Raw genomic sequence first — 16,395 nt, 5'->3', positions numbered from 1 at the left:
GTCGGCTGAGCAGAGAGCTACACTCACCGCTCTTGGCTGCTGCGCACCTCAGTCCGTCCGCTCCAGATTGTCGCGCACGCGCCACTTCAGCGCTTCGATGTTGATCTGATGCACGCTGCCGCTGCCGGCGAGGTCGAGCGCGTGCGCAGCGGCAGCGCCCATCGCCATGCAGGGGCCCATCACCCGAACGCTGGAGAGTGCCGCCTTGTCGGCATCGATGCAGCGGCCGGCGGCGACGATGTTGTCGGCTTCCTGCGGCGTCAGGCTGCCGAAAGGGACATAGTGGACGTGGTCCTTGTCGAAGACGTGCCAGTGATGGCCGGAGCCGTGGTCGTGCAGTTCGATTGGCCACGCCGTGCGGCCGATGGCGTCTTCGAATTTGGTGCCGGCGCGGACGTCGTCGACCGACAATTGCTGGCGGCCGACGATCCACCGCGTCTGTCGGATCCCGGGAAAGCCATAGGCGCGGATACGCGCCTTGCCGAAGCAGGCGGAGAATTCGTTCTTGAGGAAGGCGAAGGCGCGGTCGGCCTGGTCCTTGCCCTCGATGCCCTTGCGGCTCGCCTCCAGCGGCTCCAGTGGCGTCTCGACATGGGTCATGTTCATGGCGGCAACGCCGCGTCCGGGAATGACGAAGGACAGGCCCTCGCGCCGCAACAGGCCGTAGTCGCCGGCCTTCTCTCGCATGCGCGCCGGCAATTCCTCCCGGCTCGGCACCTTGCTCTCGTCGATATTCTCCACGATCAGCATTTGCGTGCCGTAGATCGGGCCGTCATCCGGCTCGCGGCAGGCAAAGCCCGCCTGCCACACCAGCGCGGCGTCGCCGGAGGCGTCAACGAAGCCGTTCGCCTCGACCTCGACGTCACCGTAGCGGGTGGAGAGATCGATCCCGGTCACGCGCCGGCCGGCGACGCGGACGTTGCGCATGACGGCGCCGACGATCACGGTGACGCCGGCGGCAAGCATCGCCTTCTCGACCCAGCGTCCGAGCGCGACCTCGTCGTAATAGACAACGGTGGTGTGCGGCCCGCGGCGGTAGAACAGCGCGTTCTCCTGCGCACCGAGGTCGCCCAGCAGATCGTCCGCGATGCCGTGGGTGAACTGGTAGCCGTCGCTGCCGTTCGAGAACAGGCCGCAGAACGTGCCGATAATGGAGTTGACCGCCTGGCCGCCGAGCGCGGGCAAGCTGTCGACCAGCACCACCTTGCGCCCGGCACGCGCGCCCTCGATCGCCGCCGACATGCCGGCCGCACCCGAGCCGACTACGCAGATGTCGGCGACGACGCGCGACGGCTTTTGGCTCGCGGCACGCCGGACGATTTTGGTGCCCGCGGTGACTTCGCTCGCGCTCATGGGTAGCTCCGTGTTCTTGTTGTCGTTGTCATCAGTCATTTCGACGCCGTCGGCCGGTCCGGGACGAAGGATTTGTCGATGATCTTCTCGGCATCGATATCGGGTTCGACCATCTTCTGGCGCTTGAACCAGGCGATCTGACGAGCGATGTCGGCGCTGTCGAGCGCGGGATCGACGACCGACAGCCCGATGCGGAGCTGCTCGACCTTCTGCTCGGTGTATTTGGAGATGATCGCAAGCATCGCGTCACCTTCCTCGCTGCGGACGAATTTGCCGTCCGCATCGCGTTTCAACAGTACGCGCGCATAGTCGTCGGCGCCGCGACGATAGACGGCCAGCACCTTCTCGACCAGCTTGCGGTTCTTCTCGATCGTCGCGGTCGAAGCCACGACGCAGCCGAGCATCCAGGGCGTCTCGTCGCCGACGAAGCCGAGCACGATCGCGTCGCCGGAGGCGACCACCGGGCTGATCGTGGTCGCGGCGGTGAGCGCCGCGTCGAGCTGGCCGCCCTTGATGGCCGCGGCGACATTCGGCAGCGATTGCAGTGGAACGACCCGGACGGATGTTACTTCGAATTTCAGCTTGTCGGCGATCAGGCCGAGCGAATAATGGAAAGTCGAACCGACTTGCGTGATGCCGACGGAATGGCCGGGCAAGTCCTTCAGCGTCTTCAGGCCCGAATCATAGGCGCGCTTGGAGGCGACGTAGGCCGTGTTCTGGAAGCCGGATGCCTCGCGCGCCGTGCCGGCAACCACCTTCAGTCCGCCCTTGCCCGCGAGGTTGTAGAACGCGGCCGTGAAGCCGGTGAAACCGATGTCGATATCGCCGGAGATGCTGGCTACCGCGATCGGCACGGCGGCATCGAAGAATTTCAGATCAGCCTCGATCCCTTCCTGCTCGAAATAGCCGCGCTCCTTAGCGAGGAACAACGGGGCTGCCGAGGAGAGCTTCAACAGCCCGATGCGGACTCGTTCGGCCGCTTGCGCCGTGCCAGTGGCGAAGAAGGTGATCGTTGCCAGCGTCAGGACCAGTCGGCCTCTTGTCACGAAGCTTCTTATTGATATGCCCACTTCCGTCGTTTCCCCGCTTTGCTTGTTGTCCGGCCTGCGCCGGTTTTGCGGCATTGTCGGCGATCTCCGGCGGGAATGCAAAGTCGGGAAGCGCGGGCGGCCTACTCCTCCGGCTCGGTCGTGAACAGCAGCGGATAGCCCTTGGCGCGGCCGGCGTCGGTGGCGCGGGTGGCCTTGGTCTCGGCGACGTCCTTGGTGAACACGGCGACCACGCAGGTGCCCAGCTTGTGCGCGGTGATCATCACCTTGTAGGCCTGATCCTCCGTCATGCGGAATTCGGCCTTCAGCACCATGGTGACGAATTCGCGCGGCGTGTAGTCGTCGTTGATCAGGATGACCTTGTGCAGCTTCGGCCGCTCGACCTTGGTCTTGGTCCTGGTTTTCGGCTTGGTGACGGTGTCGTTCATTCCGCCTCCTGGACACGGCGGGCTCGGGTTTCCGGCCGGAAGCGATCAGCTCGCGGCCTTCTCACCATATTGCAGGACCTGCACCTTCTCCAAGGTGATCAGCCCGCTCGACATCATGCTGTCAAGGATGGGCAGGAATGCGTTGATGTTGTCCTCGCTGTCGACGATCTCGATCAGCAGCGGCAGGTCTTCCGAGAGGCGCAGGATTTTCGAGGTGTGCAGCCGGCTCGACTTGCCGAATCCCATGGGGCCACGCAGCACGGTCGCGCCGGCGAGGTGCAGCTCGCGCGCCCTCATCACGATCATTTCATAAAGCGGTTTGCCGTCATAATGGTCGCTCTCGCCGATGAAGATGCGGAGCGAAACTGCCTGATTGGGAATTTGCATGGTCAGCTCCTTTTCAAGCGGTTGTAGCGGCTCGCCAGCATATGCCCGGCCCATACCGACACCAGCCAGCAGACGACGGAGGACGCGACATAGGCGAGCGCGGTGTATTTCATGCCGCCATGGAACAGACGGAAGGTTTCCAGGCTGAAGGCCGAGAAGGTGGTGTAGCCGCCGCAGAACCCGGTCATGACGAATTGCCGGTGCTCGGGCCGCGCCAGCACACGGCCATCCGGGCCGGTCAGCGTTGCGTAGAAGCCGATGATCAGCGAGCCCGTGGCATTGATGAACAGCGTCGCGGTGGGGAAGGCGGGCCCGGTGTCGAGCAGAAGGGACACGAAATAGCGCGCCAGTCCGCCAAGGATGCTGCCGAAGGAAACCCAGGCATAGAGCACCGCACTGCGCCAGCGTTCGGTGGAAGGGGAGCCCATCAGCCTCTAGCCTCCCAGACGATCGGCAAGCAGGAAGCCGCAAGTCACGGCAGTGAGGCACAGCCCGACCGAGAAGACGACATTGCCGAGCGCATGCAGGGCCTCGCCGTTGCGGGCGAGCGTCAGCGTTTGCAGGCTGAACGAGGACACCGTGGTGTAGCAGCCGAGGAACCCGGTCACCGCGAACAGCCAGGGGTTGGGCGCGGCGAAGACCGAGTCCGGATGCGTTGCCAGCGCGCCGAAAATGCCGATCAGGAAGGCGCCAGTGACGTTGATGGTCATGGTGCCCCACGGAAACGTCTCACCCAGGCGCCGTGCGATTGCGCCGGAGACGAAGTAGCGCGCGCAGCCGCCCAGCACGCTGCCGATCATGATCGCGAGCACTCCACTCAGCACGATGAACCGCCTCCCGTCATTGCTTGCCCTCCGTTGCGAGACCGTTGCCGATGGCGAGCAGCCCCGCGAGCGACACCAGTACGAAGCCGAGCCCGGCCAGGAACGTACCGGCCGGGCCATAGGCATCCCACAGTGCGCCCGCGATCACGCTCGCCGCCAGCAGCGCAAGGCCGGTGAACAGGTTGAAATAGCCGAATGCGGTGCCGCGCAGGCTGGGCGGTGCGGCATCGGCGACGAGCGCCGAGAGCAGGCCCTGCGTCAATCCCATATGCAGTCCCCACAGCACGACGCCGAGCGCGAGGCCACCAAGGCTCGGCAGCAGTGCGAGTGCGAGATCGGCGCCGGCGAGGAAGACGAGGCCGAGCGCGAGCAGGCCGGTGCGGTTGATGCGGTCCGACAGCACGCCGGCCGGATAGGCCGAGAGCGCGTAGGCGATGTTCATCAGCACCAGCACCGCCGGCACCCACATCGCATTGAGGCCGATGTTCTGCGCGCGCAGGATCAGGAAGGCCTCGCTGAAGCGCGCGAGCGTGAACACGACGCCGACCGCGACGACGCGCCAGTACACCGATCCGAGCTGCCGCATCGCGGCGGTGTTGAGCGGGTTCTTCGCGGGCTCCCGGCTCGGGTCCGGCTCCGGCTCGTTCACGGCAAAGGCGATCAGGCCGAACGAGAGGAAGGCCGGCAGCACGGCGAACCAGAACACGAGGGCAAAATTGTCCGCCGTCCACCACATCAGGCCGATCGCGACGAGCGGCCCGACGAAGGCGCCGATGGTGTCGAGCGATTGCCGCAGGCCGAAGCTCGCGCCGCGCAGGCCGCGAGGGGCGATATCGGCGATCAGTGCATCGCGCGGCGCGCCGCGGATGCCCTTGCCGACGCGGTCGATGAAACGCGCCGCCACCAGCCATCCGACGCTGGGCGCGAGCGGGAACAGCGGCTTGGTGAACGCGGCGAGCCCGTAGCCGAGCGCGGCGAGCAGCTTGCGGCGGCCGAGCCAGTCCGACAGCGCACCGGAGAAGATCTTGGTGATCGAGGCGGTGGCCTCCGCAATGCCCTCGATGAAGCCGACCGTGAGCGTGGACGCCCCGAGCACGGTGACGAGATAGACCGGCAGCAGCGCGTGGATCATCTCGGAGGAGATGTCCATCAGCATCGAGACGAAGCCGAGCACCCAGATTCCCCTGGGCAACCCGCTGGGCGCAGCCTTCGGAGTCGTCGTCACGCCTTCTCCTTCTTCCGCTTTCAGGCAACAAAAAACCCGCCATCGGCGGGTTTGTCCATGCTCCCGCCAAAGGCGGAGGCTCAATGATTGCCCCACCTCAAGCAGGAGTCATCAGCCCACTACGGTCAAGCCGCCGGGCGGTTGTCGGGGGACTCCATCCCCATCTGTGCGGCCAGCCTAGCATGGAAATCGCGCCGGACAAGTGGGCGGGGTGCGTGTCTCCACGCTCGCCACTGTCATTCCGGGGCTCGCGAAGCGAGAACTCTGGCGCGCCCTTGCGCGCCTGAGAATCTCGAGATTCCGGGTTCGGCTCTTCGAGCCGCCCCGGAATGACGGAGCCTGTGGTCGCACGTGTTCCGGTGACGCAAGCGCGGCAACACGGCGGCAGCTTTGCGTAGCGCACACAAATTCCTAACTCGAATGTGAAGCGCAGGCGATCTTCGCACTTTGCGGCAAGGCGATTGCATGTCACCATCGCATCATACGACGGGAGACTGCGATGCGCTTGCTGTTCTCGATCGGGGCTGTGCTGGTGGCCGGCGTGCTTGCCGGGGGGGACGTCGCGGGCATAGCGGCACCAGGGCCAAAGTTTGAACCGCCCAGGAGCGAGCCGCAGCGGCTGGCAGCCGACAAGGATGCGCAGGCGGTCGATGTCGAGCTCATCCTCGCCGTCGACGTGTCCTACTCCATGGACATGGACGAGCTGGCGATCCAGCGCGAAGGCTACGCGCAGGCGATCCAGTCGAAAGAGTTTCTCCAGGCGCTGAAGATGGGTCCGAACGGGCGGATCGCGGTGACCTATTTCGAGTGGGCCGCCTCCACCGACCAGAAGATCATCATTCCCTGGCGGCTGGTCGACGGACCGGAGACCGCGGACGCGGTTGCCGCCGAAATCATGAAGACGCCGATCCGGCGCGCCTCGCGCACCTCGATCTCCGGCGCAATCACCTTCGCGATGCCGCTGTTCGACGAGGATCCCTATCGGGGCTTGCGCCGCGTCATCGACATCTCGGGCGACGGTCCCAACAACAATGGCAGCCCGGTCACGGTGGCGCGCGACGCCGCGCTCGAGAAGGGCATCGTCATCAACGGCCTGCCCATCATGGTCAAGGAGCCGTCCTATTCGACCATGGATATCGACAATCTCGACTACTATTACGAGGACTGCGTCGTCGGCGGTCCCGGCTCCTTCGTCATCGCGATCAAGGACCGCGACAAGTTCAAGGAGGCGATCCGCACCAAGTTGCTGATGGAGGTTGCCGGCCGCACGCCGGAGCGCCCCGTGGTGCGCGTTGCCGACAAGGACAAGGAGCCGCGCGTCAACTGCCTGATCGGCGAGAAGATCTGGTCGGACCGCTGGGGACGCTAGATGCCCACCCCAGGTGAGACTTTTTGCCCGTCTCATCCGGCGGTTGAATTTAACCGCTCGTTAACCGGCGCGCGGGCCTAATCGGATTGTTTCTGCTTGTTTCCGGCCGTCTTCCTGGCTGGTCGGCAAGTGAACGTAAGCGGGGTGTCAGACCCGTATCCGAGCAACCCGATGGCCATCGTCACCTCGAGCACCAGCCAGATCTCGCCTGCCAACGAGCGGGTCTTCCACCAGAGCAGGCTGCTCGGTGAGTGGAAGGGCAATTGGGTCGGCAACAACCAGGATGTCAGCTTCAAGGTCGTGAACATCCGCGGTGCCCGGGCGCAGGTCGAGTACACCCATAACGGCCACACCGAGCGCGGCTTTGGCGAGGTCCAGGGCTCGCTTATCACCTTTGGCGGGGTCACGGTCGGCACCAAGGACGGCAAGAACATGGTGCTGTTGTTCTCGGTGGGCGGTGCCGGCAAGCAGACCGCGAATCTCGAGAAGCAGGACCCGCCGGCGTCCGACAGCCGCCTGATGGGCAGCTGGGGCGGCTATTCCAGCGATAACGGCAAGAGCGCGAGCTTCAAGGTGCTCTCCGTCAACGGCAAGGAGGCGCAGGTCAGCGTCACCACCGACGGCATCACCCGCCAGGGCACCGGCTACGTCTACAAGAACGTCATCATGTTCGGGCAGGCGCAGATCGCGACCGACGACGGCAAGAACGGCAAGGTCATCTACCAGGTCGGCTCCAAGTCCTTCATGGTGCCCGTGACGAAATATCCGCCGGCGGATTCATCGTCGTCTGTCGACAAGACCGCCTGAACGCGCCGCCCTCGCGAGGCGCGGCGACGGGCGCCCCTCACCAGTTTGGCGCCCGCTTCTCCACGAACGCCCTCAGGCCCTCCTGCGCCTCGTCCGACGTCGCGACGTTGCAGAAATCGTCCACGGCACTTGCAATGCTGCGCCGATAGTCGAGATCGATCTGGCGCATGAAGGCGGCGCGTCCCATACGCAGCACCGCGGCCGATTTCGCCGCGAATTGCGCCGCGAGCCTCTCGGTTTCCGCCTCGAGTTCGGCATCGGCGACGACGCGGTTCACCACGCCGAGCTCGCGCGCCTCCGCGGCGCTGAAGACGTGCCCGGTGAACAGCAGCTCGAAGGCGCGGTGGCGTCCGACGATGCGCGGCAGATGCGCATAGTGGATGGCGGGAATCACCCCGACATCGATCTCGGGATAGCCGAACGTCGCACTCTCGGATGCCAGCACCACGTCGCAGGACACCGCCATGGTCATGCCGCCGCCGCGCGCAGCGCCTCCGACCGCGGCGATCGACGGCTTTCCGAGGCTGTACTGGGCGTCGTAGAGGTCGATGTAAAGCGCCTGAAGGAATTCGCGGATCTGGGCGCCTGATTTGCCAAGCAGGATGTCGAGGTCGAGCCCCGCCGAAAAGCGTTTTGCGATCGCGCTCGCCAGCACGACAACGCGCGCATCGCTATCGTCGGCAGCGCGGCGGAGCGCCGCCACCACCGCACGGATGACCTCGAGGCTCAGCGCGTTGACAGGTGGCCGGCGCAGCGTGATGCGCGCGATGTTGCCGACGCGTTCGTAAGTGACGGGAGTGTCTGATGTCACAAGGGGACTCCGTATTCAAGATGAACAGTGTCTGCGTCCACATCGTCATTGCGAGCGCAGCGAAGCAATCCAGGGTCTTTCCGCAGAACCAGTCTGGATTGCTTCGCTACGCTCGCAATGACGGCACTGGAAAGAGTGGCGCGAGCCGCTACTTCGCAGCCAGCGGCGGCAGCGGCGGCACGCTGTCGTTCGGCGCTTCGGCCTGCATGGTGATCAGCGTCATAGAGACCAGGTCGTAATAGCCGATCAGGCCGATGATATCCATGATGCCGCGCTCGCCGAATTTCTGCTGCGCGGCGCGGTAGATCTCGTCGGACACGTTCTTGTCGCGATAGAGCGCCATCGCAAGATCGTAGAGCGCGGCCTCGTCGTCCTTCATCGCCGTCGGCCGCACGCCGTTGGCGACGTCCTTGGCGACCGCAGGATCGAGGCCGGCCTTCATCGCCAGCGGATAATGCGCGAACCATTCGTATTGCGCCGTCCATTGCCTTGCGGTGATCAGGATTGCGAATTCGCTGAGTCGCGCCGGCAGCGACGAATTCCAGCGCAGATAGTCCGACATCGCCGAGAGCTTTGGCGCGAGCTCGGGGTTGCGGATATAGGCGCGGTAGGGCGGGTTGGTGAACTTGGCATTGCGCGGCGGCACCGCGATCGCGTCCGCCCATTCCTTCTGCGGCGGCGTCAGCTCGTCCGCCTTCAACGGCACGAAGCGGGTCGGCTCGGCGGCATGGCCGGCTTCCGGGATTGCCGTAGTGACCAGGACAGCCAGTGCCAGGCCAAGATATCGCATCGTCATCCTCCCATTCCGGCGGACTCGCTCCGCCTTGTTCGACCGCCAGCTTACGTTGCGGTTCGGCCCGTGCAAGACCTCGGCACGCATGCTAGGTTGCGCGCTGGAGATCGCTCGCGAGATGGAGGATTGATGACCAACGAACATCCGATGATGGCCGGCGCCGCCACCGTATTCGTCGTCTCCGACATCGCAGCCAGCCTCGCCTTTTACCGCGACGTACTCGGCTTCGAGGTCACCTTCGAATACGGCCAGCCGCTGTCCTATGTCTGCCTTTGCTGCGACGAGGTCGGCCTGCATCTGCTCGCGGCATCCAGAACGAAACGATTAGCCGGGCAGGGCGGTCTCTGCATTTTCGTTCGGGATGTCGACCAGCTCTATGCCGAAGTGTCAGCGCGCGGCGCCAGGCTGCTCAACCGGCCGGAGGACCGCGACTACGGCATGCGCGATTTCGACGTCGTCGATGCCGACGGCAATCAGCTGACATTCGGTATGGGGACGGACGCCGCGGCCTGACGTCGTCGGCCGCGCGCGCCCGGCGTTGAATCAGATCCGCGCCTCGAGGATCAGATTGAACGGCGTCTCGGCGGCGCGGCGGAAGCGCGACAGGCCGCCTTCGCGCGCGACCTTGCGCAACCGCGCTTCGCCCGCCTGTGCACCCAGCGCGAGGCCCACCTCCTGGTCGAGCGAGGCCGGCGTGCAGATCATGGTCGAGGCCGCATAATAGACGCGCCCCACCGGATTGAGGTTGTCTTCGAGGCGATCGCCCGCGAACGGCTCGACCAGCATGCAGGTGCCGTCCTTGGCCATGGTCTCGCGCACGTGGCTGATGGCGCCGACGGGATCGCCCATGTCATGCAGGCAATCGAAGAAGCAGACGAGATCGTACCCCTCGGCGGGATAGCTCTTGGCCGAGTGAACGGCGAAGGAGACCCGGTCGCCCAGCTTTGCCTCGTTGGCCGCCTTCCGTGCCGCCTCGATCGAGCCCTCGTGATAGTCGAAGCCGTAGAAGCGCGAGTTCGGGAAGGCCTCCGCCATCAGCCGCGTCGAGACGCCGTGGCCGCAACCGACATCGGCGACCTTGGCGCCGCGCTTCAGCTTGTCCACGACGCCGTCGAGCGCAGGCAACCACTCCTGCACCAGATGATGCATGTAGCCGGTGCGGAAGAAGCGGGCGGTGCCGCAGAACAGGCACTCGCTGCGCCGGTTCCAGCCGACGCCCTTGCCGGTCTTGAACGCGTCCGTGATCTTCGGCTCGTCGAGAAACGCCGCGGCAATGACATTGCCGACCGCGCCGAGGAAGACTGGGCTGTCCTGGTCGGCAAGCGCCATCGCCTGCTCGGGCAGCATCGAGAATTTTCCCGAAGCGGCATCATATTCGACGTAGCCGGACGCCGCCTGGCTCGAGAGCCATTCGCGGACATAACGCTCTGTCGTTCCGGTGGCGCTGGCGAGCTCGGCGGAGTTCATCGGCCCCTTGGCGGCGAGGGCGCGGTAGAGGCCGAGCTTGTCGCCCAGCAGGACCAGCGAGGCGTTCATCGCCGCCCCCACCTCGGTGATCATCTTGCCCATAAAGGCATTCAACCTGTCGGAATTGACCTCCATGATAGCCTCCATGCAATGACGGGCATTTTCAAAGGTCTGCGCAATCAAAGCGCGGGCGCGAGCTTGCGCGCGTCCCTTAAATGGGTCAATCCGACGCGGAGGAGGTTCAACGCGTCAGGAAGAGGTGATCGGGAACTGGATGAGGGCATCACTGGCACCGCGTTGCTGGTATTCGCACGCTCCTGGGCGTATAATTTACGAACTTTTTGACGGTCGCCTGAATGCCCAGCCTTGCACGTTCCTGTGGTCTTGCAACTCTCTTGATGCTCTGCTTCGGTGGAGCCCCCACTCATGCGCAGGTCGCACCCCTGAGATATTGGATCCCGGGTGGGGCCTTCGGCTATGGCGGCAGCGATGGCCAGAGCTCCGACACCTACGGCAATTTTCCGAGCTTCAATGCCGCCGACGCAGGCGGGCGTGCCAACTTTGCCAACGGCTTCTTCGTCGGCAGCCAGCGTGGCAACCTGAATTGGAGCGGCCTCAGTCAGACTGGCCTGGCCGGTAATTTCAGCGCGCTCTCCTATGACAGCACGCAGTTCGGCTACAACACCAAGACTGCGGGCGGCATGCCCGTCACGTTCTTTGCCGGTTTCGACACGCTGAAATATGGCAACGGCATCGGCAGCTCGATTGCGCCGCTGACATCCAGCACAGCACCGGGATACAGCGGGTTCGCTGGCGTCGAGTTCAAGCCGACCTCCAACCTCAGCCTGTCGTTCGGGGCCGGGTTCATCCAGCAGGACTCGGGCCGCATGGACAGCGATATCAGGTCGAACATGCTGCCCGGTGAGTCACCGGCGCTGAGTGGACTTCGGCGCTAAGAAAATTATCGCGTGAACTTCGCGACCAATTCCACATGCGGCGTGTGGCGGAACTGGTCGACCGGCACGACGCTCTCGATCTTGTAGCCGCTGTCGATCAAGAGCCGCGCGTCGCGGGCGAAGGTCGCGACGTTGCAGGACACCGCCACCACGACGGGAACCTTGCTGGCGGCGAGCTTCAGCGCCTGCGCCTGTGCGCCCTGGCGCGGGGGATCGAACACCACGGCGTCGAAGTCGCGCAGCTCCGGCGGCATCAGGGGACGACGGAACAGGTCGCGCGGCTCGCACCTGATCGGCTTGAGCCCCGGCGTGCGCGCAGCCTTTGCGAGCGCTGCAATCGCGCCGGCATCGCTGTCATAGGCGGTGATGCGCGCCTTTTCGGCGAGCCGTAGCGCAAACGGTCCGACGCCGCAGAAGAGGTCAAGAACCTCCTTGGCCTTGCCGATGCGCTCGGCGACCAGCGCGGCCAGCGTCTCTTCGCCGGCGACGGTGGCTTGCAGGAACGAGCCCGGCGGCAGCGTCACCTCGGCGCGGCCCATTCGCACGGTCGGGGCGAGACGCTGCAGCACCAGCTCGCCATGCCGTGTCAGCCGCGCCAGGCGATGCTGCTCGGCGATGCGCGACAATGCCGTGACGAGCGGCGTCGGCAGCGGGCCGGAGCCGCGCACGTCGACGTCGAGGCCGTTGAGGGTGGCAGTGACCTGGATGTCGAGCGGCTTGGTCACCGGCATTTTGGACGTCAGCGGCTCTGCGATCGCCCAGGCGGCATCGAGCGCGCCCTCGAGTGCGGGATCGAGGATCGGGCAGCGATGGATCGGGATGACGTCGTGCGAGCTCGTCGCGGAAAAGCCGACCTTGAGGACGTCATGCGTGCCGAACCGGCCATGCAGCGTGATGCGCCTGCGCCCCGCACCATGGGCGTCGACCAGCGGCGCCACCTTGCAATCGAGGCCGGCCTGCGCCAGCGTCTCCACCACGGTGCCGCGCTTCCAGGCGTGATAAGGCTCCGCGGCCCAGTGCTGGATGGCGCAGCCACCGCAGACCCCGAAATGCGGACAGAACGGTTCGATGCGCTCGGGGCTGGCGACGTCCACCGCCAGCAGCTTGCGGCGGTCGGGATGGTGTCCCGCGACGTGATCGACCTCGACGGTCTCGCCTCGAAGCGTGTAGGGCACATAAACCGCATCGCCCGTGGTGAGCGAGACGCCGTCGCCGCGATGGCCGACATGATCTATGGTCAAGCGCTCAACCACGGCGCGCGCCCAGGAAGAATTCGATATTGCCATCGCCGCCCGCGATCGAGGAGGGAAACACCTCGATGTCGGTGCAGCCGAGCGAGGCTGCAAACGCAGCGATGTCGTCGCAGATCTCCCGATGCACGGCGGCATCGCGGATGATGCCCTTCTTGTTGTGCTTCCTGTCAGCCTCGAATTGCGGCTTGATCAGCGCCAGCAGGCTCATGGGCGCGGCCGCAAGCGACAGCGCCACGGGCAGCACTGTCTTGAGCGAGATGAAGCTGACGTCGATGACGACGACGTCCGGCCGCGCCGGTAGGCGCTTGCCGTCATAACTGCGGACGTCGGTCTCCTCCATCGACACGATTTTGGGATGACCGCGCAGCGAGGGATGCAGCTGGCTGGTGCCGACATCGATCGCGAACACCAGGCTCGCGCCGTTGGCCAGCAGCACTTCGGTGAAGCCGCCGGTGGAGGCACCGACATCGAGGCAGACGTGGTCCTCGATCTCGATCGGGTAGCGCTCCAGCGCGCCGGCGAGCTTGACGCCGCCGCGCGAGACGTAGGGGTGTGCGGGCTCGGCCTGGATCACCGCGTCCTCGGCGATCGTCTCCGACGGTTTTGTCACCTGCTTGTCGTCGGCGGTGACGAGCCCGGCCTCGATGGCCGCGCGTGCCCGTGCCCGGCTCTCGAACAGGCCGCGCTCGACCAGCAGAACATCCGCGCGCTTGCGGGCAGGGGGCATAATCTCTCCGAGGGGCGACTGAAGCGCTTATGTAGCGATCAATCGCGCGGCCGCCATCCGGACGCAAGTCTCGAACGCGGCAAGATCGTGCCAGACGTCGATGGGCATCGTGGCCGGCGTCACCAGCGGGCAGCCGTGCAGCTCCAGCGCATGGATCATCATGAGGTTCTCGACGAGGCCGAAGTCCTCGACCGTCAACCCCTGGGCATCGACCAGCCGCCCGTCCTCGGAGGTGACCTCCATGAAGCGACCGACACGGTCGGCATAGACGGCCCCATCGTTGGAATAGGCCAGGCAGAATTTGCGGCGGCCGGCCATGTAGCCAAGCTCGTAGACGGTGCCGGGATCGGCGCCCGCGCCGCGGAACGGAGTAAGGTTGGCGATGATGGCATCGGCCGCATCCATCATGGCCTCGTTGCCACAAAAGATCTGCCGCGAGGCGTCGGGCGCGGTGAGGTCGATGGCGTTGTCGAGGGGATAAAGGCCGGTAAGCCCGTGCGCCGCACAGATCGCAGCCTTGCGGCGGCCGATGTCGACTGCATCCGGCAGGAACACGTCGGGACCTGCCAGATAGATTTTCATGGAGAGAGAACCGGAAAATTTGGGTCGAGGTGCAAGCCACAGCGTGCGGTCTGCTCCCTCTCCCGCTTGCGGGGGAGGGTTTGGGGAGGGGGTGTCTCGGCAATCGAGAACCCCCGAGGGGCGAAAACCCTCCCCCGACGCTTCGCGTCGACCTCTCCCGCGAGCGGGAGAGGTGAACTCACGATCAAGCCAGCTTGACCGTCTCGGCCTTCACGTCCTTGCCGAGCGCTTCGAACACCTTGGCAACGATGCCCTTGGCGTCGAGACCGGCGCGACCGTACATCGCGGCGGGCGTGTCGTGGTCCTGGAACACGTCGGGCAGCACCATCGAACGGAACTTGACCATGCCGCTGTCGAGCGCGCCCTGGTCGGTCAGGAACTGCGCCACATGCGAGCCGAAGCCGCCGACCGATCCTTCCTCGATCGTGATCAGGATCTCGTGGTCGCGGGCGAGCTTGAGCACCAGCTCGGTGTCGAGCGGCTTCATGAAGCGCGCATCCGCGATCGTGGTCGACAGGCCATGGGCGGCGAGCTCGTCGGCCGCCTTCTCGCATTCGGCGAGGCGTGTGCCGAAGGAGAGCAGGGCGATCTTGCTGCCCTGGCGGATCATGCGGCCCTTGCCGACCTCGAGCGGAATGCCGACTTCGGGCATCTCGATGCCGCGGCCTTCGCCGCGCGGATAGCGCAGCGAGCTCGGGCGGTCGTCGATCGCGACCTGGGTCGCCACCATGTGCACGAGCTCGGCTTCGTCCGCCGCCGCCATGATCACCATGTTGGGCAGACAGCCGAGATAGGCGTTGTCGAACGAGCCGGCATGCGTTGCGCCGTCGGCGCCGACGAGGCCGGCGCGGTCGATGGCGAAGCGCACGGGCAGGTTCTGGATCGCGACGTCATGCACGATCTGGTCGTAGCCGCGTTGCAGGAAGGTCGAGTAGATCGCGCAGAACGGCTTGTAGCCTTCGCTGGCAAGACCTGCGGCGAAGGTCACCGCGTGCTGCTCGGCGATGCCGACGTCGAAGGTGCGGTCCGGGAAGGCCTTGTTGAAGATGTCGACGCCAGTGCCCGACGGCATCGCCGCGGTGATGGCGACGATCTTTTCGTCCTTCTGCGCTTCCTTGACGAGGCTCGCGCCGAACACGTTCTGATAGGCCGGCGCATTCGGCTTGGCCTTGGCTTGCGTGCCGGTCGCGACGTCGAACTTGACGACGGCATGGTACTTGTCGGCGGAAGCTTCCGCCGGGCCGTAGCCCTTGCCCTTCTGGGTCACGACGTGGACCAGGATCGGGCCTTCCTCCATGTCGCGCACGTTCTTCAGCACAGGCAGGAGGTGGTCGAGGTTGTGGCCGTCGATCGGGCCGACGTAATAGAAGCCGAGCTCCTCGAACAGCGTGCCGCCGTCCATCATGAAGCCGCGCGAATATTCCTCGACGCGGTTGGCGCGGTTGGCGATGATCTTGGGCAGGCGCTTGTTGATCTGCTTGGCCGCCTCGCGCAGGGTGCGGTAGGTCTTGCCGGAGTAGAGCCGCGACAGATAGGCGCTCATGGCGCCGACCGGCGGCGCGATCGACATGTCGTTGTCGTTGAGGATGACGATCAGGCGCGAGTTCATCGCACCGGCATTGTTCATGGCCTCATAGGCCATGCCGGCCGACATCGCACCGTCACCGATCACGGCAATAACGTTGTTCTTGCCGCCGGAGAGGTCGCGCGCCACGGCCATGCCGAGGCCGGCGGAGATCGAGGTCGAGGAATGCGCCGCGCCGAACGGATCGTAGTCGCTCTCGCTGCGCTTGGTGAAGCCGGACAGGCCGCCGCCGGTGCGCAGCGTGCGAATGCGGTCGCGCCGGCCGGTGAGGATCTTGTGCGGATAGGCCTGGTGGCCGACGTCCCAGATCAGGCGGTCGCGCGGCGTATCGAAGACATAATGGATCGCGGTGGTGAGCTCGACCACGCCGAGGCCCGCGCCGAAGTGACCGCCGGTCACCGAGACGGCGTCGATGGTCTCCTGCCGCAGCTCGTCGGCGACCTGGCGAACCTGCTCGATCTTGAGCTTGCGCAGGTCTTCCGGCGTCCGGATGGTGTCGAGAAGCGGCGTCTTACTGTATGCGTTCACGGCGATTTCCAATTTGTCAGCGCCGGAAGATCGTTCCGGTGCGCGATGGGTTTGCACAATATCGGCGCAGCGCGAGTCCTTAAACCGTCGGAGCCACCTGCATGGGGCAAGGCCCCGTCTTCAAGCTTAGGTGAGCTTAGGTGCGCTCCGGTTCAGTCTCTGTGATCCCTGTCACTTAGATCGGCTTCGTCCGTCCCAGCCAATTTCATTAGCAATTTGAAGCGCTTGTCGTTGGTAATCAGTGCCCACGC

General features: G+C 65.2%; 18 protein-coding genes and 1 riboswitch. Of the genes, 4 read left to right on the top strand and 14 right to left on the bottom strand.

Translation table 11 applies throughout. The annotated features are described in order from the left end of the window. Positions 1-48 precede the first annotated feature (48 nt). From N2603_RS33200 to N2603_RS33170, 7 genes are read right to left on the bottom strand one after another with little or no spacing between them, the layout of a single operon-like run. Complete coding sequence (locus N2603_RS33200; protein WP_260385451.1) at positions 49-1,353, bottom strand: FAD-dependent oxidoreductase; 1,305 nt, start codon at positions 1,351-1,353, stop codon at positions 49-51. A 35-nt stretch (positions 1,354-1,388) separates the two neighbouring features. After that, entirely contained in the window at positions 1,389-2,477 is a 1,089-nt protein-coding gene (locus tag N2603_RS33195) for an ABC transporter substrate-binding protein (protein ID WP_260385450.1), read from the bottom strand. Positions 2,478-2,524: 47 nt separating this feature from the next. Next, positions 2,525-2,830 (bottom strand): ATP-dependent Clp protease adapter ClpS, encoded by a 306-nt coding sequence (gene clpS, locus N2603_RS33190; protein WP_018648662.1) that lies wholly within the window; start codon positions 2,828-2,830, stop codon positions 2,525-2,527. Positions 2,831-2,875: 45 nt separating this feature from the next. After that, positions 2,876-3,217: a DUF190 domain-containing protein gene (locus N2603_RS33185; RefSeq protein ID WP_018648661.1), complete on the bottom strand. Its 342-nt coding sequence runs from the start codon at positions 3,215-3,217 to the stop codon at positions 2,876-2,878. A gap of 2 nt (positions 3,218-3,219) precedes the next feature. Then, entirely contained in the window at positions 3,220-3,645 is a 426-nt protein-coding gene (gene crcB, locus N2603_RS33180; RefSeq protein ID WP_018648660.1) for a fluoride efflux transporter CrcB, read from the bottom strand. Positions 3,646-3,651: 6 nt separating this feature from the next. Then, the gene (gene crcB / locus N2603_RS33175; protein ID WP_026312954.1) at positions 3,652-4,041 is read right to left on the bottom strand and encodes a fluoride efflux transporter CrcB; all 390 of its coding nucleotides are present in this window, start codon (positions 4,039-4,041) and stop codon (positions 3,652-3,654) included. Between the two features lie 16 nt (positions 4,042-4,057). Further along, entirely contained in the window at positions 4,058-5,266 is a 1,209-nt protein-coding gene (locus N2603_RS33170) for an MFS transporter (RefSeq protein WP_260385449.1), read from the bottom strand. A 95-nt stretch (positions 5,267-5,361) separates the two neighbouring features. Further along, positions 5,362-5,437: riboswitch (Fluoride riboswitch) on the bottom strand. Positions 5,438-5,765: 328 nt separating this feature from the next. On the opposite strand from N2603_RS33170, the gene N2603_RS33165 reads away from it, so the two are divergent. Next, the gene (locus N2603_RS33165; RefSeq protein WP_260385448.1) at positions 5,766-6,635 is read left to right on the top strand and encodes a DUF1194 domain-containing protein; all 870 of its coding nucleotides are present in this window, start codon (positions 5,766-5,768) and stop codon (positions 6,633-6,635) included. A 171-nt stretch (positions 6,636-6,806) separates the two neighbouring features. Then, positions 6,807-7,442 (top strand): hypothetical protein, encoded by a 636-nt coding sequence (locus N2603_RS33160; protein ID WP_260385447.1) that lies wholly within the window; start codon positions 6,807-6,809, stop codon positions 7,440-7,442. Positions 7,443-7,479: 37 nt separating this feature from the next. Here N2603_RS33160 and N2603_RS33155 read toward each other — a convergent pair whose 3' ends face one another. Further along, on the bottom strand, positions 7,480-8,253 hold the full coding sequence (locus N2603_RS33155) for an enoyl-CoA hydratase/isomerase family protein (protein WP_260385446.1): 774 nt from the start codon (positions 8,251-8,253) through the stop codon (positions 7,480-7,482). A gap of 148 nt (positions 8,254-8,401) precedes the next feature. Continuing rightward, complete coding sequence (locus N2603_RS33150; RefSeq protein WP_260385445.1) at positions 8,402-9,043, bottom strand: carboxymuconolactone decarboxylase family protein; 642 nt, start codon at positions 9,041-9,043, stop codon at positions 8,402-8,404. A 132-nt stretch (positions 9,044-9,175) separates the two neighbouring features. On the opposite strand from N2603_RS33150, the gene N2603_RS33145 reads away from it, so the two are divergent. Beyond that, positions 9,176-9,559 (top strand): bleomycin resistance protein, encoded by a 384-nt coding sequence (locus N2603_RS33145; RefSeq protein ID WP_260385444.1) that lies wholly within the window; start codon positions 9,176-9,178, stop codon positions 9,557-9,559. 30 nt (positions 9,560-9,589) lie between these two features. Here the strand turns inward: N2603_RS33145 and N2603_RS33140 are convergent, their stop codons facing one another. Then, entirely contained in the window at positions 9,590-10,648 is a 1,059-nt protein-coding gene (locus tag N2603_RS33140; protein WP_260385443.1) for a class I SAM-dependent methyltransferase, read from the bottom strand. Positions 10,649-10,869: 221 nt separating this feature from the next. Between N2603_RS33140 and N2603_RS33135 the strand changes: the two genes are divergently transcribed. Next, entirely contained in the window at positions 10,870-11,469 is a 600-nt protein-coding gene (locus N2603_RS33135; protein WP_260385442.1) for a hypothetical protein, read from the top strand. A 5-nt stretch (positions 11,470-11,474) separates the two neighbouring features. Here N2603_RS33135 and N2603_RS33130 read toward each other — a convergent pair whose 3' ends face one another. The 4 genes from N2603_RS33130 to dxs form a co-directional block, all read right to left on the bottom strand. Beyond that, a complete protein-coding gene (locus N2603_RS33130; protein ID WP_260385441.1) occupies positions 11,475-12,722 on the bottom strand; it encodes a class I SAM-dependent RNA methyltransferase in 1,248 nt (415 codons plus the stop codon). Then, positions 12,715-13,449: a TlyA family RNA methyltransferase gene (locus N2603_RS33125; RefSeq protein ID WP_260385440.1), complete on the bottom strand. Its 735-nt coding sequence runs from the start codon at positions 13,447-13,449 to the stop codon at positions 12,715-12,717. The genes N2603_RS33130 and N2603_RS33125 overlap by 8 nt, the downstream gene beginning before the upstream one ends. A 27-nt stretch (positions 13,450-13,476) precedes the next feature. After that, positions 13,477-14,031, bottom strand: a complete 555-nt coding sequence (locus tag N2603_RS33120; protein ID WP_260385439.1) for a nucleoside 2-deoxyribosyltransferase — start codon at positions 14,029-14,031, stop codon at positions 13,477-13,479. Between the two features lie 184 nt (positions 14,032-14,215). After that, positions 14,216-16,144, bottom strand: a complete 1,929-nt coding sequence (dxs, locus tag N2603_RS33115; RefSeq protein WP_260385438.1) for a 1-deoxy-D-xylulose-5-phosphate synthase — start codon at positions 16,142-16,144, stop codon at positions 14,216-14,218. Positions 16,145-16,395 lie beyond the last annotated feature (251 nt).

This window comes from Bradyrhizobium huanghuaihaiense (assembly GCF_025200885.1).
Classification (GTDB): Bacteria; Pseudomonadota; Alphaproteobacteria; order Rhizobiales; family Xanthobacteraceae; genus Bradyrhizobium; species Bradyrhizobium huanghuaihaiense.
This window is presented reverse-complemented; position numbering and strand designations above follow the sequence as displayed.